Genomic DNA, 22,918 nt, shown 5'->3' with positions numbered 1-22,918 from the left:
CACCCAACAAAAAACCCACGCCTCGGCGTGGGTTTTTTGTTTCCGGCGGCGGCATACCCGAGAAAACGATCGTCGCAGACCGGAACGAAGCGTCAATCGTCGCTATTCGGGTCCAGATCCGGAAACAGGACTTCCGTGAAGCCGAACTTCGCGAAATCGTTGATCCGCATCGGGTACAGCTTGCCGATCAGATGGTCGCACTCATGTTGCACCACGCGCGCGTGGAATCCCTCGGCGACGCGGTCGATCGGTTTGCCGTATTGATCGAAGCCGTGATACTTGATCATCGAAAACCGGCTCACCGCGCCTCGCAAGCCCGGCACGGACAGGCAGCCTTCCCAACCCTCTTCCATATCCAGCGACACCGGCGAGATGGTCGGGTTGATCAGCACCGTTTCCGGCACCGGCGGCGCATCCGGATAGCGCTCGTTGTGCCCGAAACCGAAGATCACCACCTGCAGATTGACGCCGATCTGCGGCGCAGCGAGCCCCGCGCCATCCGCGTCGTGCATGGTTTCGAACATGTCTTTGACGAGTTCATGCAGTTCGGGCGTGTCGAAGTGATCGACCGGATCGGCAATGCGCAAAAGGCGCGGATCGCCCATCTTGAGAATTTCGCGGATCATAGATGCCCCTCCAGGAGCTTACGCATACCATCTTCGTCGAGTACCGGGATGCCGAGTTCCTCGGCTTTCGCCAGCTTGCTTCCCGCTTCGGCCCCCGCCACCACGTAATCTGTTTTCTTCGACACCGAGCCGGCCACTTTCGCACCGGCCGCTTCGAGCATTTCTTTCGCCTCTTCGCGGGCGAGTGTCGGCAAGGTGCCGGTCAATACGACCGTCTTGCCGGCCAGCACGCCTTGCGGCGCCTTGGGCGCGGGCGGTCCTTCCGGCCATGTGACCTTGCCCGGCGCACGGAGTTGCTCGATCACCGTCCGATTGTGCTCTTCGGCGAAAAACTGATGAATCGACTCGGCCACCACAGGACCCACGTCGTTCACCTCAAGCAATTCTTCGACCGAGGCATCCATGATCGGATTCAGCGAGCCGAAATGTTTGGCCAGATCTTTCGCCGTCGATTCGCCCACATGCCGGATCCCAAGCGCGTAAATGAAGCGCGCGAGCGTGGTGTGCTTGGCTTTTTCGAGCGAGTCGAGCAGATTCTGCGCGGACTTCTCGGCGAAGCGGTCGAGTTCCGCCAGTGTCGCAAAGCCAACGTTGAACAGATCGGCCGGCGTGCGCACCAGATTCTGCTCGACGAGTTGATCGATGATCTTTTCGCCAAGCCCGTCGATATCCAGCGCCCGCCGCTGCGCGAAGTGCCACAGCGCCTGCTTGCGCTGCGCCGGGCAGAACAGGCCACCCGTGCAGCGTGCAATCGCCTCGTCCGGCAGCCGTTCGATGCTCGAGCCGCACACCGGGCAATGCGTGGGCATGACGAACTCGCGGGCGTCGTCCGGGCGGCGGTCGAGCAGCGCGCTCACCACTTCGGGAATCACGTCGCCGGCGCGGCGCACGATCACCGTGTCGCCGATGCGGATATCTTTGCGGCGCACTTCGTCTTCATTGTGCAACGTGGCGTTCGTCACCGTCGCACCGCCGACGAACACCGGTTCCAGCCGCGCAACCGGCGTGATCGCGCCGGTGCGGCCGACCTGCACGTCGATCGCGACGAGTTTGGTCAGCGCTTCCTGCGCGGGGAATTTGTGCGCCAATGCAAAACGCGGCGCGCGCGAGACAAAGCCGAGCGCGTCCTGCTCATCGCGCCGGTTGACCTTGTAGACGACACCGTCGATATCGTAAGGCAGCGTGTCGCGCTTCTCGCCGACCGCGTGGAAAAACCCCAGCAAGCCTTCGGCGCCCTGCACCACCTCCCGCTCGCCATTCACCGGCAAGCCGAGTTCCTTGTACCAATCAAGCAGTTCGCTATGCCTGGCCGGCATCTCGCCGCCTTCGAGCACACCGATTCCATATGCGAAGAACGACAGCGGCCGCTGCGCGGTGATCTTCGAATCGAGCTGCCGCAAGCTGCCTGCGGCAGCATTACGCGGATTGGCGAACTCCTTCTGCTCAGCGGCCCGCTGGCGCTCGTTCAGTCGTTCAAAATCGCGCTTGAACATGAGCACTTCACCGCGCACGTCGAGTACGCGTGGGATGCGCTTGCCTTTGAGCTTGAGCGGAATGGAACGGATCGTGCGAACGTTCTCCGTGACATTCTCGCCGGTGGTGCCGTCGCCGCGCGTGGACGCCTGGACGAACATGCCGTCGACATAACGCAGCGAGATGGCCAGCCCGTCGAATTTCAGCTCGGCCGCGTACTCCACCGGCACTGGCGGTTCGCTCGCGTTCTTGCCGAGCGCGTCGCCGACGCGTTTGTCGAACGCGACGATGTCTTCGTCTTCGAAGCCATTGTTCAGCGAAAGCATGGGTTGATCGTGCACGACCGGCTCGAAGCCGCTTGATGCCTCGCCGCCCACGCGCTGGGTCGGCGAATCCGGCGCGATCAGGTCCGGATGCTCCGTCTCGATCCCCTCCAGTTCCTTGAAAAGCTTGTCGTATTCCGCATCCGGCAGGTCCGGCTGGTCGAGCACGTAGTACGCATAGTTGGCGCGTTCGAGTTCCGCGCGCAGCCACGCGGCCCGCTCTGCCGGAGCGCTGGTTGCAGGGTGTGAGGCGGGGGTTCGGGCCATGCTGTCGGAAGCTTCTTCAATGGAATTCGGACATTGGATTATCGCAGGAAGCGTGCCCCTTTACATCGGCCGAATGGCCAGTTTCGTGGGTTCCATGCACGACCTGAAACACTGCCCCAAACGCCAACGGCCGCACATCGTGCGGCCGTCGAGTACTGCATGAAAAAGTGCTGCCGTTACTGGCTGAACAAACGCCGGGTGGCCGGCGAACCCGCCGGAATACCCGCCTGTTCGAGCTTCGCGTAGAGCGTCATCAGCTGCTTTTCGATGGCCAGCAGCGCCGTTTCCGGCAGCGGGCGGCGCCCATCGTCGACCACCCGTCCGCCAATACGTTCAGCCAACGATTTCGCGTAGTCGCACATCAGGCGGAACGGCAGGATGTCTTCGTCCGCGACTGGCACGTCGAGCACCAGCGTGATCATCTGGCCGCCCTTGTAGGTCAGGTCGTCGCGCAGGAAATTGGTGTCGCCGAATTGCAGCATGAACACCGGGCTCTGCTTCGCGTCGAGCTTGACGAAGCGCGTGCCGTCGCGCGAGAGCAGCAAACCGTCCTGCGACGCGACGGCCTGGACATAGTTGGCCGACCACGGCGCGCCGTCGGAGAGTACGTTGATCGACAGTTGCGCATCGCACTGCGCCGCGAAGCCGTCGAGCTCGCGCGCCATGGCAACCGTTTCGAGCATGTCGGGAAATTCCGGCGACGCGTCGAGCGCATCGGCAAACTGCTGCACGCCGGTCACGAACTCCGAGAACTCCAGTTCGTTGAGCGCTCCGCTGCGATTGGCCAACTGCGCTGCCGCGCGCAGCTCTTCATAGCGCGCGCCGTTTTGCAGCAATTCCCACGCGCCGCCTTCGAGCTTGCCTTCGATATGCACGGGCTTGCTGCCGGCGCGGCGCAGACGCTGCGCAAGCGGAATCACCTTGTCGCCGGCCACCGGGCCGTTCAACCGAATCGGCACGATGCAGTCGATGCGGCGATCGACGATAGCCGGCGGCGCCGACGAAATCGTCGTGGCAGCGGGCAGGATCGGCTCGACCGGTTCGCCGGCCTTCGCGGCCTGACCGCCTTCGGCTTCAGCACTGTCTTCCGCTTCCGGATAGCCGTTCGGCGTAGTCATCTCGGCCTGAATATCGGCCGGTGTATCGAGCGGCGCGGCGCTTGCGCCAAAAGTCGGCTCGACACGCGCCGCCGCGGATTCCGCCGCCGCGTCCGAACCCACTACCGGCTCGCGCCGCGTGGTCGGCCGGGCCGGCTCGATAAACGGACTCTGTTCTTCCTGATCGTCGCGCGCGAAACTTTCGGCGGTATCGGCCGGCATCGGGCGCGGCATCTTGCGGCGCACTTTCGCGCCCTGCCATGCGTTGTACACGACCACGCCCCCGACCACCACGGCGCCCGCGCCGATCAAACCGAGTGTCAACTCGTCCATGCATGCTCCATCAGCAATTCTTCTGTCTGCGCGGCTCTGCGCCCACCCCACGTGTCGCGCGGCCGATGGCCGCTGCGCTGAACGCGGGCGCCCGCGATGATCAATCTAAACGAAAACTTAAACGATATTCTGGGCGAAACCAGCCGCGGTTTCCATGTCGACCGCGACGATCCGCGATACACCCTGCTCCTGCATGGTCACGCCGATCAGTTGCTGCGCCATTTCCATCGCGATCTTGTTGTGCGAAATGAACAGGAACTGCGTTTTGTCCGACATCGCGCGCACGAGGTTCGCGAAGCGCTCCGTGTTGGCGTCGTCGAGCGGCGCGTCCACTTCGTCGAGCAGACAGAACGGTGCGGGATTCAACTGGAACATCGCGAACACCAGCGCAGTGGCGGTCAGTGCCTTCTCGCCGCCCGACAGCAGGTGAATCGTCGAATTCTTCTTGCCCGGCGGTTGCGCCATCACCTGCACACCGGCATCGAGAATCTCGTCGCCGGTCATGATCAGCCTGGCCTGGCCACCGCCAAAGAGACGCGGGAACAGTTCGCCGAAATGACGGTTCACTTCGTCGAAGGTGCCTTGCAGCAACGTACGCGTTTCGCCGTCGATCTTGCGGATCGCGTCTTCCAGCGTTTCGATCGCATTGTTCAGGTCGGCCGATTGCGAATCGAGGAACGTTTTGCGTTCGGTCGCCGCTTTCAGTTCGTCGAGCGCGGCCATGTTGACCGGGCCGAGCGCCGTGATCGCGTTGTTGATCCGCGTGACTTCGCCTTGCAGGTAGGACGGCTTCATGTCCGGCGTGAGCTTGGCCTGCAATTGCGCTTCATCGACGCCGGCCGCGGCCAGTTGCTCGATGAACTGCTCGCCGTTCAGGCGCGCGGCCTGTTCCTTCAGCTGCAATTCGTTGATGCGGTCGCGCAGCGGCTGCAGCGCACGTTCGGCGGTCAAACGGGTTTCGTCGGCGGCACGCAGCTTGGCGGTCAGGTCGTCCAGTTCGAGACGCGCGGCGTGCAGCGCTTCTTCCTTGACCGCGCGGATATCGAGCGCGTCCTGCAAGCCGGTATGCGCGGTTTGCTCATTGATCGTTTCCAGCTCGGCGCGCGCATCTTCCAGCGACGCGGCGACGCGCTCGCTCTGCTCGTGCGAAACCTGGATGCTGCGCTTCAATTCGTCGATACGGTTCGCCATGTTGCGCGCGGCGAAGCGCGCGTCGGTGGCGGCGCGATCGAGATCGCGCGATTGCGCGCGCGCGGCGGTGAGCGATTCGTCGAGTGCTTCGAAGGCCAGTTGGTGATCTTCGAAACGCGCCTGCAATTCGGCGAGTTCGGCGTCGTGACGCTCGAAGTTCGCTTCCGATTCGCCGCGCAAAGCGCGCTGCTCTTCGATCTGCGCGGTGATTTCCTCGAGCTCTTCGCGGATCTGCGTGCTGCGCTGCGTGTAGCGCTCATGCGCCTGAGCGAGCTTGAGCACGTCCAACTGCAAGGCGTGCACGCGTTGCGTCGCGCGCTCCGACTGTTGACGCACATCGGTCAACGCTTGCGCGGCTTGCGTGTGCGCGGCTTCGGCGCGGATCGCGGCGGCCTTCGCCTCATCGGCAAGCAAGGCTTGCGCACGCACCTGACGCGTCAGGTTTTCGATTTCCTGCTGACGGGCCAGCATGCCGGCCTGTTCGGAGTCGGCGGCATACAACTGGACGCCGACCCGCGTCACCACGTGGCCGGCCTTCACAACGAACGAGCCGCCTTCCGGCAATTGCGCGCGCATGGCGAGTGCCTGCTGCAGATCGTCAGCGACAAAGGCGAGGCCGAGCCAGTCGTTCAGCACGGCGCGAATGCCTGCGTCGTCGATACGAACCAGCGACAGCAACGGACGCAAAGCCGGCGATGCAGCGACCGGCTGACCGGCCGGCGGCGGCGCGTAGAACGCGAGCTTGGCGGGCGGCGCGTCGGTCGCGAATGCCTTGACCCAGTCGAGGTTCGACACTTCCAGCGCGGCGAGCCGCTCGCGCAGCACCGCCTCAAGCGCGGCTTCCCAGCCGGCTTCGACGTGCAGCTTCTTCCACAGACGCGGCAAGCCGCTCAGCTCGTGCTTTTCAAGCCACGGCTGGATCTTGCCTTCGGTCTGGACGTTTTCCTGCAATTGCTTGAGCGCGGCAAGGCGTGCGTCGAGCTGATGAATCTGTGCGCTCTCCGACTGCACGCGCTCCTGGGCAGCGCGCCGTTCGCCGTCGAGGCGCGGCAGCGTTTCCTGCGCGTCGGCGAGACGGGCCTGCGCGTCATGCAGGATTTCTTCGTGCTCGGCGAGCTGCATGCGCAGATCTTCGAGTTGCGCTTCGTCGGGTGCGTCGAGACCGCCCGCTTCCGACTTCAGCCGCTCGTGACGCTGCTGCAGTTGCTGCAATTGCTGATCCGCATTGCGCTGGTGCGCGGCTTCGAGCTTGATTGCCTGTTCGGTCTGCGCGATACCGCCGCGCTCGGCATTGAGTTCACTTTGCGCATCGCGCCAGCGCGCTTCGAGCGCCGGCATCGCATCGTGCTTCGCGGCGGCTTCGTCTTCGGCCAGCGCGGCTTTTTCTTCGGCGACAGCCAGTTGTTCTTCAGCGTCTTCGAGATCGCCTTGCGCTTTCTGGGCTTGCGACTGCCACTGTTCACGCTGCGCGGTCAATGCGGCGATCTGCGCCTGCACACGGTTGCGCGATTCGACGATGAACTTGATCTCGGCCTCGAGGCGGCTGACTTCGGCATTCGCCTCGTACAACGCACCTTGCGCACCCTGCATTGCGTCGCTGGCGGAATAATGCGCGACGCGCAGCGTTTCGAGTTGCGCCTCGACTTCGCGCAGCTTCGCGGTTTGCGCTTCCAGGTCGATCTGCGCCTGTTCGATCGCGCGTTGCTGGCGTTCCTGCTCGCCGCCGGCTTCGTTCTTGCGCAACAGCCACAACAGGCGTTGCTTCTCTTCGCCGTCGGCCTGCAAATCCTTGTATTTGGTCGCGACGATCGCCTGCCCCTCGAGCTTCTCGAGATTCGCACTGAGTTCGCGGACGATGTCTTCGACGCGGATCAGATTCTCGCGCGTGTCGTGCAGGCGGTTCTCGGTCTCGCGGCGGCGTTCCTTGTACTTCGACACGCCCGCGGCTTCTTCGAGGAACACGCGCAGCTCTTCCGGCTTCGCCTCGATCAGGCGCGCGATCATGCCTTGCCCGATGATCGCGTAGGCACGCGGCCCGAGGCCGGTGCCGAGGAAGATGTCCTGGATGTCGCGGCGGCGCGCCGGCAGGTTGTTGATGTAGTAGCTCGAGGTGCCGTCGCGCGTGAGCACACGCTTGACGGCGATTTCGGCATACTGCCCCCACTGTCCGGCGGCACGGCCGTCGGCGTTGTCGAACACGAGTTCAACGCTGGCGCGGCTACCCGGCTTGCGCGCGGTCGAGCCATTGAAGATCACGTCCTGCATCGACTCGCCGCGCAGTTCGGAAGCGCGCGATTCGCCGAGCACCCAGCGCACGGCGTCGATGATATTGGACTTGCCGCACCCATTCGGTCCGACCACGCCGACAAGCTGGCCCGGGACCTGGAAATGCGTGGGATCGACGAATGACTTGAAGCCAGCGAGTTTGATCGAGGTCAGACGCACGGCGATTTCGCTGTTTGAAAAGGGAAAATAAAAGGTGGCTCGTGAAGTCCGCGCCAGCCGTTCGCCGGTACAGCGAAACGGCCCGTGCAACCCCGCGACACGGGCGCCAATCGCACGCGGTGAAGCGTGCGCCGGCTAATGAGGGGCAATCATACCATCGCGCGCGAGCGGTTCTTAGCGTCCTTACGGTCTGTGCTGTCGCCGGTGTCGAGACCCGTGTCCTGATTGGCCGGATCAGGCGGCAAAGCCCTGGTTCGGTGCACCCAGCTGGATAGCGCCGACGCCAGCACGATGCACAGACCGCCCGCCCATTCGCGCGGGCCGGGTGTTTCGCCGGCAAAGAGCCACGCGGACAAGGCCGTGACCACGATCTCGAACAGCATGATGATCGAGGCCCGATTGGCGGGCACTCGCGAGAGGCCGTACTGCACGAGCATATTGTTCGACGCGAGCAGAAAACCGAGGCCGAGCACCAGTAGCGCGGCCGTGCCGAGATGCGCGCCGGTGGGCGGTGCGGGCATCGCCTCGAACAGCGAGGCAAAGGCGCTGAAAATCGCCGCGCCGCCGAAGATCGTCGCAGTGCGCATTTCCGGTTTCATCTCAGGCAGCACACGGCTCGTCTTGAGGATCAGCACGTTGCTCATCGCAAAGCCCATGCCGCCGGCAAGCCCGGCCCATTCGGCCAGGTTGCCGGGCACCGGGATGCCCAGTTGCGGCGACCACAGCATGGTCATCGCGCCGGCCAGAGACAGCGCGGCAAGGCCGGCGCCGGCCCAGGTCAGCCGTTCGTGCAGGATGAAGTGCGCAAAGAGCGCGGTCCAGGCGGGGGTGAGATAGAACAGCAGGAGGACGCGCATCACCTCGCCGTGGATCGAACCCCACACGAAGCCGAGATTGGTAATGCCCGCGGCCAGCGCGAGGGCCGGCAGCAGCCAGTGCCAGCGCACGGTCCTGAGCGCGCGGTAGCGCACCAGCAGAACGAACAGGCAACCGGCGCCGCTCGTGAGCGCGCTCGCCGCCGTGCCCGTTGCGCCGAGCGCATTCAGCATGCGCAGCGGATACCAGATCATGCCCCACACCGAGGCACCGAGCATGATTGCGAGGGTGGGCCAACCATTGCGAAGCCAGTTGGTCATGAAGCGAGACTCCCGCGGCGATTGTTGCTCCTGCGGGCGGTGCTGCCGATTCTGGCGAAGGCGTTCTTGCGCCCCCTGCCTCCTGATCGTCCCAATTGTCCGAAAGTCTCCGATGCTGCTACGTGCATTGCTGCTCCTGCTTCGTTTTTGCGCGAACCGTCCGCGGTTCACGTCGTTCCCGCTGCGTCGCATTGCCTGCGCTGCCTGGCGGGTTGCGCCGCGGCTTACACGCCAGGCGCCGCCGCAATGTGCCCCCAGATGCCCTCTGCGGGACACAATGCTTGCGTTCGGGCCGCTGCAGCCCGGAGTCATCCTCGATACTACCGTCGCGTTTCTATCTGCTGCATGCGTTTTGAGTCGCACACAGCAACGCGGCCATGAATTTCCCGCGCGCGCCGCCACGCTATAATCATCCGCTCGCCGCCGCTGTCGCCCTTTTCGCGTGTTTGATGCGTTTTACGGTCGGCATGCGTGCCCAGCCGCTCTTTGCATCCGTCTGCGCCCATCCTCGATCAGGCTCGATCCGCCCAGTGAACCCGCTACTCGACTCCCTCCAGCCCTACCCGTTCGAAAAGCTACGTGCGCTTTTCAAGGACGTCACGCCGCCGGCCGGCCTTGCGCACATCAGCTTCGGCATTGGCGAACCGAAACATCCCACGCCTGCGCTGATCCGCGACGCGGTGATTGCCTCGCTCGGCGGCCTCGCCGCTTATCCGGCCACCATCGGAACGCCTGCCCTGCGCGAGTCGATCGCGAAATGGGTGACGCAGCGCTACAACTTGCCCGCGATCGATCCGGCCACCCAGGTGCTGCCGGTGTCGGGCTCGCGCGAGGCGCTTTTTGCGCTCGCACAAACGGTCGTCGACCCCAAGCTAAATGCTGACGGCGAGCCTGCGATCGTACTCTGTCCGAACCCGTTCTACCAAATCTATGAAGGCGCGGCGATTCTCGCCGGCGCGCAGCCGTACTTCGTCAATACCGACCCGGCGCGCAACTTCGCCTGCGACTATTCGGCGGTGCCGGCCGACATCTGGGCGCGCACGCAGCTGCTCTACGTGTGCTCGCCGGGCAACCCGACCGGCGCGGTGCTCACGCTCGACGACTGGCGCGAACTGTTCGCGCTGTCGGACCGTTACGGCTTCGTGATCGCCTCGGACGAGTGCTACTCGGAAATCTACTTCGACGAAGCCCATCCGCCGCTCGGCGGCCTGGAAGCGGCGCACAAGCTCGGCCGCGGCTTCGAGCGCCTCGTCATGCTGTCGAGCCTGTCCAAGCGCTCGAACGTGCCGGGCATGCGCTCGGGGTTCGTGGCCGGCGACGCGGCGCTCCTGAAAGACTTCCTGCTATACCGGACATACCACGGCGCGGCCTTGTCGACGGTGTTCCAGAGTGCCAGCATCGCGGCCTGGAATGACGAAACGCACGTGCGCGAGAACCGCGCGAAGTACGTGCAGAAGTTTTCCACCGTAACGCCGATGCTCGCCGGGGTGCTCGACGTCCGCCTGCCCGACGCCGCGTTCTACCTGTGGGCGGACGTCTCGCGCACGGGCCTGTCGGACACCGAGTTCGCCCAGCGCCTCCACGCCGACTATAATGTGACGGTTCTGCCGGGCTCGTTCCTCGCGCGCACTGCGCACGGTGCGAACCCCGGCCGCAATTTCGTGCGCATGGCGCTCGTCGCCGATGTCGACGAATGCACGCAAGGCGCACAACGGATCGTCGATTTTTGCCGCGCGCTCGCGGGCTGAGTTTTTCGTGCGTTTTTTCGCGAGTTTTGTATTCAGCAGCCCAGCGCACCGCATTCCCTTCTCCAGACTTCAACTCTTCAGAAAAGCACGCATATGTCGCAACAACTTCAGCAGATCATTGATACCGCCTGGGAAAACCGCGCCGACCTGTCGCCGAAGGCCGCGCCGGCCGAGGTGCGCGAAGCCGTCGCCCACGCCATCGAGCAACTGGACAAGGGCGCGCTGCGCGTGGCCGAAAAGAAGGACGGCGACTGGATCGTCAATCAATGGCTGAAGAAAGCCGTGCTGCTGTCGTTCCGCCTGGAAGACAACGTGGTGCAAGCGGCTGGCGGCTACTCCCAGTTCTACGACAAGGTGCCGTCGAAGTTCGCCAACTACACCGCTGAAGACTTCGCCGCCGGCGGCTTCCGCGTGGTGCCGCCCGCCATCGCGCGCCGCGGCTCGTTCATCGCGAAGAACGTCGTGCTGATGCCGTCGTACACCAACATCGGCGCTTACGTGGACGAAGGCTCGATGGTCGACACGTGGGCGACCGTCGGTTCGTGCGCGCAGATCGGCAAGAACGTCCACCTGTCGGGTGGCGTGGGCATTGGTGGCGTGCTGGAGCCGCTGCAGGCCAACCCGGTCATCATCGAAGACAACTGCTTCATCGGCGCGCGTTCGGAAGTGGTGGAAGGCGTGATCGTCGAAGAAAACTCGGTGATCTCGATGGGCGTGTACCTGGGCCAGAGCACCAAGATTTACGACCGTGAAACCGGCGAAGTCACGTATGGCCGCATTCCGGCGGGCTCGGTGGTGGTGGCGGGCAACCTGCCGTCGAAAGACGGCTCGCATAGCCTTTACTGCGCCGTGATCGTCAAGAAGGTCGACGCCAAGACGCGTGCGAAGGTCGGCCTGAACGAGCTGCTGCGAGGCGACTGATGGCACGCGGCACCAAGACCGTTGTCTACGGCATCCCGAACTGCGACACCGTGAAGAAGGCCCGTGTGTGGCTCGAAGAGCATGACGTCGAGTTCGAATTCCACGACTTCAAGAAACACGGCGTGACCGAGCCGCTCGTGCAGGACTGGCTGAAGGATGTGAAGCTCGACGCGTTGCTGAACCGTCGGGGCACAACCTGGCGCGGCCTGTCCGACGACATGAAAGCGGCGGCGGACACGCAATCGGGCGCGATCGCCTTGATGATCCACAAGCCGTCGGTGATCAAGCGGCCGGTGCTGGTGGTCAATGGAAAGGTCAAGTCGCTCGGTTTTGCGGCGGACGAATACGCAGCACTGTTTGCCTGATCCGAGCGCGTGAATTGATACGCGTGATCTGAAGCGTGAGACCGGACGCAACGGTTCGAACGCCATGATCAAAGACCTGAACCGGCGCGAAGATCGAACGCAACAAGCGGTAAAACGCGGCCTCGCCGCGTTGCTTAAAAGCTGTTGCCGGCTGCGGTGTCCAACCGCCAGCCGGCATTTTTTCATTTCAAAGTGGCTTGTACTGAATCCATGTCCGGCACCCTTGCTCTTACCGAACAACTGATCGCGCGCGCCTCTGTCACGCCCGACGACCAGCATTGCCAGCGTCTGTTGATCGAACGCCTGTCCGTGCTCGGCTTCGAGCACGAGACGATCGAATCGAACGGCGTGACCAACCTGTGGGCCGTCAAACGCGGCGTCGACGGCACGCGCGGCAAGCTGCTCGCTTTCGCCGGCCACACGGACGTCGTGCCGACCGGCCCGCTCGAACAATGGCACTCTGCGCCGTTCGAGCCGACCCATCGTGACGGCAAGCTCTACGGCCGCGGCGCGGCGGACATGAAGGCGTCGATCGCGGGCTTCGTGGTGGCAAGCGAGGAGTTCGTCGCGGCGCACCCCGCGCATCGCGGCTCGATCGCTTTCCTGATTACGAGCGACGAAGAAGGCCCCGCGACCGACGGCACCGTCAAGGTCGTTGAAGCGCTGCAGTCGCGCGGCGAGCGCATGGACTACTGCCTCGTCGGCGAACCGACCTCGAGCGCGCAGTTCGGCGACATGGTCAAGAATGGCCGGCGCGGTTCAATGTCGGGCAAGCTGATCGTCAAGGGCGTGCAAGGCCATATCGCCTACCCGCATCTGGCGAAAAACCCGGTGCATCTGCTTGCGCCCGCGTTGGCCGAACTGGTCGCCGAGCGCTGGGACGACGGCAACGAGTACTTCCCGCCCACCACCTGGCAGGTGTCGAACCTCCATAGCGGCACCGGCGCGACCAACGTGATCCCCGGCCATGCGGATGTGATGTTCAATTTCCGCTTCTCCACGGCCAGCACGGTGGAAGGCCTGCAGGCACGCGTCCACGCGATCCTCGACAAGCACAATCTCGAATACGACCTGCAATGGAATGTGAGCGGCCTGCCGTTCCTCACGCCGCGCGGCGACCTATCAAACGCGCTGGCTAAAGCCATCAAGGACGAAACCGGCGTCACGGCTGAACTGTCGACCACCGGCGGCACCTCGGATGGCCGCTTCATTGCCCGCATCTGCGAGCAGGTGATCGAATTCGGTCCGCTGAACGCCAGCATCCACAAGATCGACGAACATATCGAAGTCGCACACATCGAGCCGCTGAAGAACGTGTATCGCCGCGTGCTCGAACAACTGATCGCCTGACCAAGGAATATCCGCGATGACGCTCCCGTTTTCCACTGTTCGCGACCTGCTGCGTTTCGCGGTGTCGCGCTTCAATCAGGCCGAGTTGTCGTTCGGCCACGGCTCGGCCAACGCTTACGACGAAGCCGCCTATCTGATCCTGCAAACACTGCATCTGCCGCTGGATCTGCTGGAGCCGTTCCTCGACGCGCGCCTCTCCGCGGCTGAAATCGACGCCGTGCTGAACGTGATCGAGCGCCGCGCCGCCCAGCGCGTACCCGCGGCCTACATCACGCAGGAAGCGTGGATGCACGGCTTCCGCTTCTACGTGGACGAACGCGTGATCGTGCCGCGCTCGTTTATCGGCGAGTTGCTGCAGGACGGCCTGCAGCCGTACGTCGAAGATCCCGAACAGGTCAGCGCCGTGCTGGAACTGTGCACGGGCTCCGGCTGCCTTGCGATCCTCGCGGCGCACGCGTTCCCGAACGCCGATATCGACGCGGTCGATCTCTCCGCGCCCGCTATTGAAGTCGCCTCGCGCAACGTGACGGACTACCGGCTCGACGACCGCATCGCCCTCTTCGAAGGCGATCTGTACGCGCCGCTCGCCGAGCGCCGCTACGACGTGATCATCAGCAATCCGCCGTATGTGAATGCCAGCTCGATGGAGGAACTGCCCGCCGAATACAAGCACGAACCCCACATGGCCCTGGCAGGCGGCGCGGACGGCATGGATATCGTGCGCCGGATCATCGCCGAAGCGCGTAACTGGCTGACCGAACACGGCGTGCTGGTGGTCGAGATCGGCAACGAGCGCGCAAACGTCGAAGCGGCATTCGGTGGCCTCGATCTGGTCTGGCTGTCGACGAGTGCCGGCGACGACAACGTATTCCTGATTCAGGCCGCGGATCTGCCAGTCTGACGTTTTATTGCTGGACCCTCGAGGCGCGCGGCAGGCATTCAGTGCTTGGCCGCGCGCTTTGTCCGTGGGTCGCCCGTGAATTATCGGAGGATCGCCCACGTGTCTCCCGCGTGTCGCCCATGAATCACGCCCCCCAACGCACTCACGTTCGGTAAGATGGGCGCGGTCGGCTGTGCGCGGCGCCGTCAGGCAGCCGCGGCGGCGCTTTGCCAACCCTTCGCCCGCCTATGGAATTCGACCTGCTTCATGTCGGCCCGCTGGTCGCCCTCGCCCATATTCTCGGCGTGATCGCGGCGTGCCACGCGATTCTGTACACCCGCACGTCGCAAGGCGCGATCGCATGGGCTGTGTCGCTGGTCGCCATGCCGTATCTGACGCTGGTGCCCTACCTGTTTCTCGGCCGCAGCAAATTCGAAGGTTACGCGGACGCCCGCCGCATCGAAAACGAATTGCTGCGCACGCGCGCCCATCCTCGGGAATGGGATACAAAAGCCTCCTCCGCCGGGCTGCCTACGCAGGAACTGGGCGCCAGACTTGTGCATTCGCTCACGCGCCTGAGTGGTATGCCATTCCTGCCGGGCAATTCCGTGCGCACGCTCGTGAACGGAGCCGCGACTTTCGAGGCAATCTTCGAAGCGATTGAAAGCGCACGCAATTACGTGATCGTGCAGTTCTTCATTGTGCGCGACGACGCGCTCGGCGAGATGCTCAAAGACGCGCTGATCGCGAAAGCGCAGCAAGGCGTGCGCGTCTACTTCCTGTACGACAGCATTGGCAGTTTCGATCTGCCCCACCGCTACGTGGCGGCGCTGCGCGCGGCCGGCGTGGAGACGCACCCGTTCGCCACCAATCGCCGCTTCGTCAATCGCCTGCAGTTGAACTTCCGCAATCACCGCAAAATCGTCTCCGTGGACGGCGAGCGCGCGTTTGTCGGCGGACACAACGTGGGGGTCGAGTATCTCGGCAGCAAGCCGCCGCTGTCGCCGTGGCGCGATACGCATATCGAAGTGCGCGGCCCGGCCGTCGCCAGCATTCAGTTCGTATTCACTGAAGACTGGCACTGGGCGACCCAGGAGCTGCCCGAGTTCGTCATGCCGGACGTCCAGCCGGCCGACGAGGGCATGCACTGCCTCGTGGTGCCGAGCGGTCCGGCCGACAAGCAGGAGACCTGCTCGCTCTTCTTCGTGGAGGCGATCAACGCGGCACGCGAGCGGATCTGGATCACGACACCTTATCTCGTGCCCGACGAAGCCGTCTTCGCCGCGCTGCGACTTGCGGTGTTACGCGGCGTGGACGTGCGCATTCTGATTCCGTGCCGGCGCGATCACCGTGTGGTGTTCGCCGCCTCGAAACTGTATGCGTACGACTCGCTGCGCGCGGGCATCCGGATCTTCCGCTACCAGCCGGGCTTCCTGCATCAGAAAGTCGTGCTGATCGACAGCGTCGCGGCGGCAATCGGCAGCGCGAATCTCGACAACCGCTCGTTCCGGCTGAACTTCGAGATCATGGTGCTCACCGTGGACCGTGGCTTCGCCAAAGATGTCGAAGCGATGCTGCTCAAGGACTTCGCGGAGTCGCTCGAAATCGACCGCACCGAGTACCGCAAAGCGGGTGCGCTGCGGCGTGTGCTGATGCACGTGGCGCGGTTGTTCTCGCCGATCCTGTAGCGGCCACCGCGGCTCGGGCGCTGCCGGCTTCGACTGCGCCTGGCACCTTACCGCTTGCCGCCCTACCGTGCTTTACAGCAGCTTCTCGACGTCCTCGACAATCGCCTCGGGCTTGGTCAGCGGCGCATAGCGCTTCACCACTTTACCGTCGCGGCCGATGAGGAACTTGGTGAAGTTCCATTTGATCGCTTCGAGGCCCAGCAAACCCGGCGCCTCGCCCGTCAGATAGCGGAACAGCGGATGCGCGTTAGCGCCGTTCACGTCGATCTTGTCGAACATCGGAAAGGTCACGCCGTAGTTCTTTTCGCAGAAGCTGCCGATCTGCGCGGCATCCCCCGGTTCCTGCTTGCCGAACTGGTTGCACGGAAAACCGAGCACCGCGAGTCCGCGCGCAGCATAGGTGTCATAGACCTTTTGCAGGCCCGCGTACTGCGGTGTGAATCCGCATTCGCTCGCCGTATTGACGATCAGCAAGACCTTGCCCTGATAGCGCTCGAGGCTCACTTCCTCGCCGCCGAGCGTACGTGCAGAAAACGAATAAATCGATGTCATGTGTTCTCCCCGTAAAAGCCGTCAGTCTATGCCAAAAGATGCGCCGGTACAGTCGGCCGAATGGCCGATCCTGGCTGAGCGCCCGGTGTCAGCCCCGGCAGTCTAAAATAGCGTTTTTCTTCCGCCGGCCTCTTCGTGATCCGCTTTAACCAGTTCAGCCTCGCGCGCGGCACCAAGCCGCTCTTTGAAAACACCACGTTCACCCTCAACCCCGGCGAGAAGGCAGGCCTGGTGGGGGCGAACGGCGCAGGCAAGTCGACGCTGTTTGCCGTGCTGCTCGGCGAACTGCATGCGGACGGCGGCGATTTTTCGATGCCGCCGACCTGGCAGATCGCCCACGTCGCGCAGGAAACACCCGCCGCTGACAAGACCGCGCTCGCCTACACGCTCGACGGCGACGCGGCCTTGCGCACTATCGAAGCACGCATTGCCGAAGCCTCGGCCGCGCATGACGGCGCCGCCGAAGGCGAAGCGCACGCCGCGTTCGCCGACGCCGACGGCTACACCGCGCCCGCCCGCGCCGAGGCTTTGCTGCTCGGCCTTGGCTTCACGCTCGAACAAACGCGCGAGCCCGTCAGCAGTTTCTCGGGCGGCTGGCGCATGCGGTTGAATCTGGCGCAAGCGCTGATGTGCCGCTCCGACCTGCTGCTGCTCGACGAGCCGACCAACCACCTGGATCTCGACGCGATCGTCTGGCTCGAAGACTGGCTGCACCGTTATCCGGGTACGCTGATCGTGATCTCGCACGACCGCGAATTTCTCGACTCCGTCTGCAACGTCACGCTGCATCTGGAACAGCAGCAGATCAAGCGTTACGGCGGCAATTATTCGCAGTTCGAAATCCTGCGCGCGCAACAAATCGCTTTGCAGCAAAGCGCGTATGAGAAGCAGCAGCGCACGGTCGAGCATCTGCAGAGCTACATCAACCGTTTCAAGGCGCAGGCCACCAAGGCGCGCCAGGCGCAAAGCCGCGTGAAGGCGCTCGAAAAGATGGAAATGATCGCGCCGGCGCACGCGTCCTCGCCGTTCACGTTCGAATTCCGCACACCCGATTCCGCACCGAATCCGATGATGGTGATGGAAGACGTGCGCTGCGGCTATCACGGCGAAGACGGCGAAATTCCCATCGTCGACCATGTGATGCTGTCGATCCAGAACGGTCAGCGCATCGGCCTGCTTGGCGCCAACGGCCAAGGCAAATCTACGCTCATCAAAACGCTCGCCGGCACGCTCGAAGCCCTCAGCGGCCATGTGCGCGAAGGCAAGGGACTGCGCATCGGCTACTTCGCGCAGCATCAGCTCGAAACCCTGCGTCCGGACGATACCCCGCTGCAGCATCTGGCACGTCTGGCGCCGGATACGCGCGAACAGGAATTGCGCGACTTCCTCGGCAGTTTCAATTTTTCCGGTGAGATGGCGACCGCGAAAATCGCGCCCTTCTCGGGCGGCGAAAAAGCCCGTCTGGCACTCGCATTGATCATCTGGCAAAAGCCGAATCTGCTGCTGCTCGACGAACCAACCAACCACCTGGATCTCGAAACGCGTCACGCATTAACCATGGCGCTCGCGCAATTCGAGGGCACGCTGATTCTGGTGTCGCACGACCGGCATCTGTTGCGCGCCACCACTGACGTGTTCATGCTGGTCGCGAAGCACCGTCTGCAGGAATTCGACGGCGATCTCGACGACTACCGCGACTGGCTGCTCCAACATGCCGTGGAACAACGCGCGGCGCTCAAGGCGGGCACGGCGTCAAGCGGCACGGATAGCGCGGACAATGGCGTCAATCGCAAGGAGCAACGGCGCCTCGAAGCAGAAACGCGCCAGAAGCTCGCGCATCTGAAGAAGCCACTGCAAAGCCGCATCACGAAGATCGAAAAGGAAATGGACGCGCTCAACGCGGAAAAGGCGACGCTCGATGCGTTCGTCGTCGATCCGGCCAGTTACGAGCCCGAGCAGAAGAGCAAACTGACGGAGGCGATCCGCCGTCAGGCAGACGTGAACGCGCGCCTCGAAGCACTCGAAGCCGAATGGCTCGAGACTCATGAGGAACTCGAACAAATCGGCTAGCGGCAGGCAGTTGCTGGACCGCGCCGGCATCGATCGGAGGTAGCCCTTGTCACCCGTGAGCTCGTCTGCGTCTTCATCGGAGTCCTCATCTGAGTTGCTCTCCGCGTCTTCATCAGCGTCATCGGTCGCGTCGTCGCAGGTGGCAGCGCCGGCTCCGCTGCAAGGCCTGCGTGTGCTGGACCTGACGCGCCTGCTGCCCGGTCCGGTGGCCGCCTTGCGGCTTGCAGAACTCGGCGCCGACGTGCTGAAGATTGAAGCGCCCGGCGCGGGCGACCCCACCCGCACGATGATGCAATCGTCGGGCGACCGCGTGGCAGGCCGCCCCGGCGCGTTTTACCGGCTGGTGAATCGCGGCAAGCGCGAAACGCGCCTCGACCTCAAATCGGAACCAGGACGCAACGTGCTACGCGCGCTCGCGGCCGAAGCGGATGTGCTGATCGAGAGCTTCCGTCCCGGCGTGATGGAGCGCCTCGGTATCGGCTACGAAACCCTGCGCGCGGTCAATCCGCGGCTGGTCTACTGCGCGATCAGCGGTTACGGTGCGAGCGGTCCGTTTGTCGACCATCCCGGTCACGATCTGAACTACATCGGCTATGCGGGCGTGCTCGATCAACTGGCGAGCCGCGACGGCACGCCGATTCTGCCGAATTTCCAGATTGCCGACCTGCTCGGCGGCGCGTTAAGCGCCGTGACGCAGATTCTTGCCGCGTTGTGGCATGTGTCGCGCGGCGGCGCCGGCCGCTTCGTCGATGTATCCATGACGCACGTCACGCATGCGCACAACGTCGTCGCGCAAGTGGCGCTCGCCAATGAGGGCGCCGCGCCGGCCGCCGGCGCCGGTCTGCTGAACGGCGGTGTGCCCTGCTACAACCTGTATCGGACACTCAACAACCGCTGGCTCGCGGTCGGCGCGCTCGAACTCAAATTCTGGGAAACGCTGTGCATGGCGCTGGACCGCCCCGAATGGGCGACGCGTCACTGGAGCCTGGGTCAGGCGATCGGCGGCCCGGACGCCGCCGCGCTGACGCAGGATTTCGCCGACCTGATCGGCAAGCGCCCGCTGGAGGAATGGGTGTTGCTGCTGGAATCGCTGGACTGCTGCGTCTCGCCGGTGCTGACCCCGACGGAAGCCGCGCAGCATCCGCTGTTCAACCTGCAACCGTACGCCGCGATGAGCGAAGACCAGAACGGCGACGAAGCTGGGGACGAAGGTGGCCACACCCGTCACGCGCCATTGAAGCGCGACTAGGGCTAAGCAAAAAGGCCAAGCTCAGATTTGGCCAGGCGCTCTGCGGTGCGGGCTCACGCCCCACCGCCCCGAAACCTCAGCGCCGCGCCACCGGCTGCCGCGGCAAAACCTGACGCGGAGTTTTTTCGTCGTCGTACAGGAAATGTTTGCGGCCTTCCACGTGACGGCTGATCGTTGCGCGCACTTCGGCGGGAGTGACGTGTTCGGCCACCACCCGGCGCGAAATCTGCCCCGTCGTGTCGATCCACTCGACAATCCGGCAAGCACCGCCCCAAGGCTGGCGAATGGGCTCGGAGACACGGCAGCCGCGCACCTGCATCGGCCGCTCGACCACGGTTTCATATGACTGTTTCAAGGCGCGATCCTCTTTCCGGCATCACAAGGGATGCAATACCTTCGCAGCTTAGGAAAAAGGAATGTCGGGTAGGTTACAGCCAATATGGAGATATTTACCGCGCATTACGGCGGCGGCAGCGCCCGTGGGCGCCGGAGCCCCGTCTATTCGAGCGTGCGGACCCGATCGATGGCTTGCTCGATCCTTTCAACTGCAACAACCTGTAAGCCTTCAATCGGCTGTTTGGGTGCATTGGCCTTCGGAATGACCGCGACCGAAAAGCCCAGTTTGGCCGCTTCCTTAAGGCGATCCTGACCGCGCGGCGATGGCCGGATTTCGCCGGCGAGGCCCACTTCGCCGAATACGACCAGCCCCTTGGGCAGCGGCTTGTTGCGCATCGATGAGTGAATCGCGAACAGCACGGCCAGGTCGGCCGCGGGCTCGGTGATCTTCACGCCGCCGACCGCATTCAGGAACACATCCTGGTCGAAACAGGCGATGCCCGCGTGCCGATGCAACACCGCCAGCAGCATCGCCAGACGGTTCTGTTCCAGCCCCACGGCAAGGCGCCGTGGATTCGGCGCGTTGGCCGAGTCGACCAGCGCCTGCACTTCGACCAGCAGCGGCCGCGTGCCCTCCTGCGTCACCAGCACGCACGACCCCGGCACGGACTGCTCGTGCTGCGACAGAAACAACGCCGACGGATTGGCGACCCCGCGCAGACCGCGTTCGGTCATCGCGAACACGCCCAGTTCGTTGACCGCGCCGAAGCGGTTCTTGATCGCGCGCACCAACCGGTACGAGGAATGCGTGTCGCCCTCGAAGTACAGCACCGTATCGACGATGTGTTCGAGCACGCGCGGCCCGGCGAGCGCACCTTCCTTGGTGACGTGGCCGACCATGATGATGGTGGTGCCCGACTGTTTGGCGATGCGCGTCAATTGCGCCGCGCACTCGCGCACCTGCGCGACCGAACCGGGTGCGGAGGTCAGCGCGTCGGAATAAACGGTTTGAATCGAGTCGATCACCGCGACGTCCGGCCGCTGCTCGGCGATCGTCGCCTGGATTTTCTCGAGCTGGATTTCTGCCAGCAGTTGCAGCTCGCTCGCCTTCGAGCCTGGTTCCAGCAACGAAAGTCGTTGCGCACGCAACGCAATCTGCGCGGCCGATTCTTCGCCGCTGATATAAAGCGCGCGTTTGTCCGCGGCGATTTCCGCGAGCGACTGCAGCAGCAACGTCGATTTGCCGATGCCCGGATCGCCGCCAATCAGCACCACGCCGCCTGGCACGAGGCCGCCGCCCAGCACGCGGTCGAATTCGCTGACGCCGGTCGAAAAGCGTGGCACGTCGGAGGCGTCGATATCGGCGAGACGCCGCACCGGCGCACTCTTTGCGAGCGACTGGAAGCGATGCGTGGAGGGCGTCTCCGCGACCGATTCCACCAGCGTGTTCCACGCATTGCATGACGGGCACTGCCCGGCCCACTTCGGCGATTGGCCGCCGCATTCACTGCAGATGTACAACGTCTTCTGTTTAGCCACGCGCCCTTGCCTGTGTTGCTGTTCTTTGAATTGGTACGTTCGCAGAGGCTCCTCATCGAGGAACTCACTGCAATCGTCATGGGGACCCCGCTTCGCAACAACCGCCATTGAGGCCGCCATCGGCGGCTCTCACCAGCCTGTCAGCGCGCTGCGCCCTACTCCGCGCGCACCGGCACGCGCGGCGCCACCGCGCACATCAGCTCGTAGCCGATCGTGCCGCACGCCTGTGCGACGTCGTCGATCGGCAGCGACGTGCCCCACAGCTCGACACGCGAACCGACGTTGGCCGTCGGGATCGGCGTCAGGTCGACGGTCAGCATGTCCATCGACACCCGCCCGACGATCCGCGTCCGCACGCCGTCGACGATCACCGGCGTGCCTTCCGGCGCGACTCGCGGATAACCGTCCGCGTAACCGCAGGCCACCACACCGATGCGCATCGATGCGCGCGCCTTGAACACCGAACCATAGCCGACCGTATTGCCTTCGGCGATCGTCTGCACGGCGATCAGTTCGGAGGCGAGCGTCATGGCCGGTTGCAGGCCGGTGCCTGCGATCGCGGCCGTCACACCCGAGGGCGACGCCCCGTACAGCATGATGCCTGGGCGCACCCAGTCGAAGTGCGCGGCGGGATGCCACAGCGTCGCCGCGGAATTCGACAGGCTGCGCGCGCCGGCAATCCCTTGCGCGCCGCGCTCGAATGCTTCCATCTGATGGGCGATGCCGCGTTCGCCGTCGGCATCCGAGAAATGGGTCATCAACGTGATCTGGCCGACGCCCTGGCAAGCCCGCGCACGCTCCCACGCGGAGCGGAATTTTTCCACCGTGTACCCGAGGCGGTTCATGCCGGTGTTCATCTTCAGCTGGATATTGACGGGCTTGGACAGACGCGCCATTTCAAGCATGCGCAGCTGTTCGTCCGAGTGCAGCGCCGTGGTCAGGCTGTAGCGGTCGATCACGTCGATATCGGTTGGACGAAAGAAGCCTTCGAGCAACAGAATCGGCCCGGCCCAGCCCAATTCACGCAACTTCACGGCTTCTTCAAGGTCCAGCAGACCAAAGCCGTCGGTTGCGCGCAAGCCGGGAAAAGCGCGCGCGAGGCCGTGCCCGTATGCGTTCGCCTTGACGACGGCCCAGATCTTGGATTTTGGTGCGTAACGCCGGGCGACGGCGAGATTATTGGCGAGTGCGGCAGTATGAATCGTGGCTGAGAGCGGGCGCGGCATAGGTAATTTTCGTAAAGACGCTTGCGAATCAGGAGCTTACAGGGCGTTTTCAGTGCTCGGCAGCCCGCTGGGCGGTGCGATCAAGGATTTTGCTAGTCCGAAT

General features: G+C 63.9%; 17 protein-coding genes. 8 read left to right on the top strand and 9 right to left on the bottom strand.

The genetic code is table 11. The features are described from left to right. Positions 1-92: 92 nt before the first annotated feature. From def to B0G76_RS07300, 5 genes are all read right to left on the bottom strand, one after another. Positions 93-626 carry a peptide deformylase gene (gene def / locus B0G76_RS07320; protein ID WP_120291296.1) on the bottom strand — a complete coding sequence of 178 codons (534 nt, stop codon included), beginning with the start codon at positions 624-626 and terminating at the stop codon, positions 93-95. After that, positions 623-2,689: an NAD-dependent DNA ligase LigA gene (gene ligA / locus B0G76_RS07315; RefSeq protein WP_120291294.1), complete on the bottom strand. Its 2,067-nt coding sequence runs from the start codon at positions 2,687-2,689 to the stop codon at positions 623-625. The genes def and ligA overlap by 4 nt, the downstream gene beginning before the upstream one ends. 176 nt (positions 2,690-2,865) lie before the next feature. Then, a complete protein-coding gene (locus B0G76_RS07310; protein ID WP_120291292.1) occupies positions 2,866-4,119 on the bottom strand; it encodes a cell division protein ZipA C-terminal FtsZ-binding domain-containing protein in 1,254 nt (417 codons plus the stop codon). A gap of 117 nt (positions 4,120-4,236) precedes the next feature. Then, positions 4,237-7,755 carry a chromosome segregation protein SMC gene (smc, locus tag B0G76_RS07305; RefSeq protein ID WP_120291290.1) on the bottom strand — a complete coding sequence of 1,173 codons (3,519 nt, stop codon included), beginning with the start codon at positions 7,753-7,755 and terminating at the stop codon, positions 4,237-4,239. Positions 7,756-7,904: 149 nt separating this feature from the next. Beyond that, a complete protein-coding gene (locus tag B0G76_RS07300) occupies positions 7,905-8,891 on the bottom strand; it encodes a DMT family transporter (RefSeq protein WP_120291288.1) in 987 nt (328 codons plus the stop codon). Between the two features lie 530 nt (positions 8,892-9,421). Between B0G76_RS07300 and dapC the strand changes: the two genes are divergently transcribed. The 6 genes from dapC to cls all read left to right on the top strand — a co-directional run bounded on the left by dapC (position 9,422) and on the right by cls (position 15,843). Next, positions 9,422-10,639 carry a succinyldiaminopimelate transaminase gene (gene dapC / locus B0G76_RS07295; protein WP_120296250.1) on the top strand — a complete coding sequence of 406 codons (1,218 nt, stop codon included), beginning with the start codon at positions 9,422-9,424 and terminating at the stop codon, positions 10,637-10,639. Between the two features lie 93 nt (positions 10,640-10,732). Continuing rightward, the gene (dapD, locus tag B0G76_RS07290) at positions 10,733-11,560 is read left to right on the top strand and encodes a 2,3,4,5-tetrahydropyridine-2,6-dicarboxylate N-succinyltransferase (protein ID WP_120291286.1); all 828 of its coding nucleotides are present in this window, start codon (positions 10,733-10,735) and stop codon (positions 11,558-11,560) included. Beyond that, positions 11,560-11,925, top strand: coding sequence for an ArsC family reductase (locus tag B0G76_RS07285; RefSeq protein ID WP_120291284.1), 366 nt, complete (start codon positions 11,560-11,562; stop codon positions 11,923-11,925). Before dapD ends, B0G76_RS07285 begins: the two co-directional genes overlap by 1 nt. A gap of 210 nt (positions 11,926-12,135) precedes the next feature. Continuing rightward, positions 12,136-13,275, top strand: a complete 1,140-nt coding sequence (gene dapE / locus B0G76_RS07280; RefSeq protein ID WP_120291282.1) for a succinyl-diaminopimelate desuccinylase — start codon at positions 12,136-12,138, stop codon at positions 13,273-13,275. Between the two features lie 16 nt (positions 13,276-13,291). Beyond that, positions 13,292-14,176 carry a 50S ribosomal protein L3 N(5)-glutamine methyltransferase gene (prmB, locus tag B0G76_RS07275; RefSeq protein ID WP_120291280.1) on the top strand — a complete coding sequence of 295 codons (885 nt, stop codon included), beginning with the start codon at positions 13,292-13,294 and terminating at the stop codon, positions 14,174-14,176. Positions 14,177-14,403: 227 nt separating this feature from the next. Next, complete coding sequence (gene cls / locus B0G76_RS07270; RefSeq protein WP_120291278.1) at positions 14,404-15,843, top strand: cardiolipin synthase; 1,440 nt, start codon at positions 14,404-14,406, stop codon at positions 15,841-15,843. Between the two features lie 72 nt (positions 15,844-15,915). Here cls and B0G76_RS07265 read toward each other — a convergent pair whose 3' ends face one another. Next, the gene (locus B0G76_RS07265) at positions 15,916-16,395 is read right to left on the bottom strand and encodes a glutathione peroxidase (RefSeq protein ID WP_120291276.1); all 480 of its coding nucleotides are present in this window, start codon (positions 16,393-16,395) and stop codon (positions 15,916-15,918) included. A gap of 135 nt (positions 16,396-16,530) precedes the next feature. On the opposite strand from B0G76_RS07265, the gene B0G76_RS07260 reads away from it, so the two are divergent. After that, entirely contained in the window at positions 16,531-18,465 is a 1,935-nt protein-coding gene (locus B0G76_RS07260; protein ID WP_120291274.1) for an ATP-binding cassette domain-containing protein, read from the top strand. A 157-nt stretch (positions 18,466-18,622) separates the two neighbouring features. After that, positions 18,623-19,714 (top strand): CaiB/BaiF CoA-transferase family protein, encoded by a 1,092-nt coding sequence (locus tag B0G76_RS07255; protein ID WP_259460812.1) that lies wholly within the window; start codon positions 18,623-18,625, stop codon positions 19,712-19,714. Positions 19,715-19,790: 76 nt separating this feature from the next. Here B0G76_RS07255 and B0G76_RS07250 read toward each other — a convergent pair whose 3' ends face one another. The 3 genes from B0G76_RS07250 to alr form a co-directional block, all read right to left on the bottom strand. Then, positions 19,791-20,069 (bottom strand): DUF2866 domain-containing protein, encoded by a 279-nt coding sequence (locus tag B0G76_RS07250; RefSeq protein WP_120291270.1) that lies wholly within the window; start codon positions 20,067-20,069, stop codon positions 19,791-19,793. 143 nt (positions 20,070-20,212) lie between these two features. After that, positions 20,213-21,589, bottom strand: coding sequence for a DNA repair protein RadA (gene radA, locus B0G76_RS07245; RefSeq protein ID WP_120291268.1), 1,377 nt, complete (start codon positions 21,587-21,589; stop codon positions 20,213-20,215). Positions 21,590-21,744: 155 nt separating this feature from the next. Continuing rightward, positions 21,745-22,815, bottom strand: a complete 1,071-nt coding sequence (gene alr / locus B0G76_RS07240) for an alanine racemase (protein WP_120291266.1) — start codon at positions 22,813-22,815, stop codon at positions 21,745-21,747. Positions 22,816-22,918: the final 103 nt, after the last annotated feature.

The sequence above is a fragment of the Paraburkholderia sp. BL23I1N1 genome (assembly GCF_003610295.1).
In the GTDB taxonomy this organism is placed as follows: domain Bacteria; phylum Pseudomonadota; class Gammaproteobacteria; order Burkholderiales; family Burkholderiaceae; genus Paraburkholderia.
The sequence above is the reverse complement of the archived record's forward strand: the minus strand, read 5'-3'. Positions and strand labels throughout refer to the sequence as shown.

Coding starts and splice junctions, on each gene's coding strand:
- def (WP_120291296.1), bottom strand. CDS start 626: ATGATCCGCGAAATTCTCAAGATGGGCGATCCGCGCCTTTTGCGCATT.
- ligA (WP_120291294.1), bottom strand. CDS start 2,689: ATGGCCCGAACCCCCGCCTCACACCCTGCAACCAGCGCTCCGGCAGAG.
- B0G76_RS07310 (WP_120291292.1), bottom strand. CDS start 4,119: ATGGACGAGTTGACACTCGGTTTGATCGGCGCGGGCGCCGTGGTGGTC.
- B0G76_RS07300 (WP_120291288.1), bottom strand. CDS start 8,891: ATGACCAACTGGCTTCGCAATGGTTGGCCCACCCTCGCAATCATGCTC.
- dapD (WP_120291286.1), top strand. CDS start 10,733: ATGTCGCAACAACTTCAGCAGATCATTGATACCGCCTGGGAAAACCGC.
- B0G76_RS07285 (WP_120291284.1), top strand. CDS start 11,560: ATGGCACGCGGCACCAAGACCGTTGTCTACGGCATCCCGAACTGCGAC.
- dapE (WP_120291282.1), top strand. CDS start 12,136: ATGTCCGGCACCCTTGCTCTTACCGAACAACTGATCGCGCGCGCCTCT.
- prmB (WP_120291280.1), top strand. CDS start 13,292: ATGACGCTCCCGTTTTCCACTGTTCGCGACCTGCTGCGTTTCGCGGTG.
- cls (WP_120291278.1), top strand. CDS start 14,404: ATGGAATTCGACCTGCTTCATGTCGGCCCGCTGGTCGCCCTCGCCCAT.
- B0G76_RS07265 (WP_120291276.1), bottom strand. CDS start 16,395: ATGACATCGATTTATTCGTTTTCTGCACGTACGCTCGGCGGCGAGGAA.
- alr (WP_120291266.1), bottom strand. CDS start 22,815: ATGCCGCGCCCGCTCTCAGCCACGATTCATACTGCCGCACTCGCCAAT.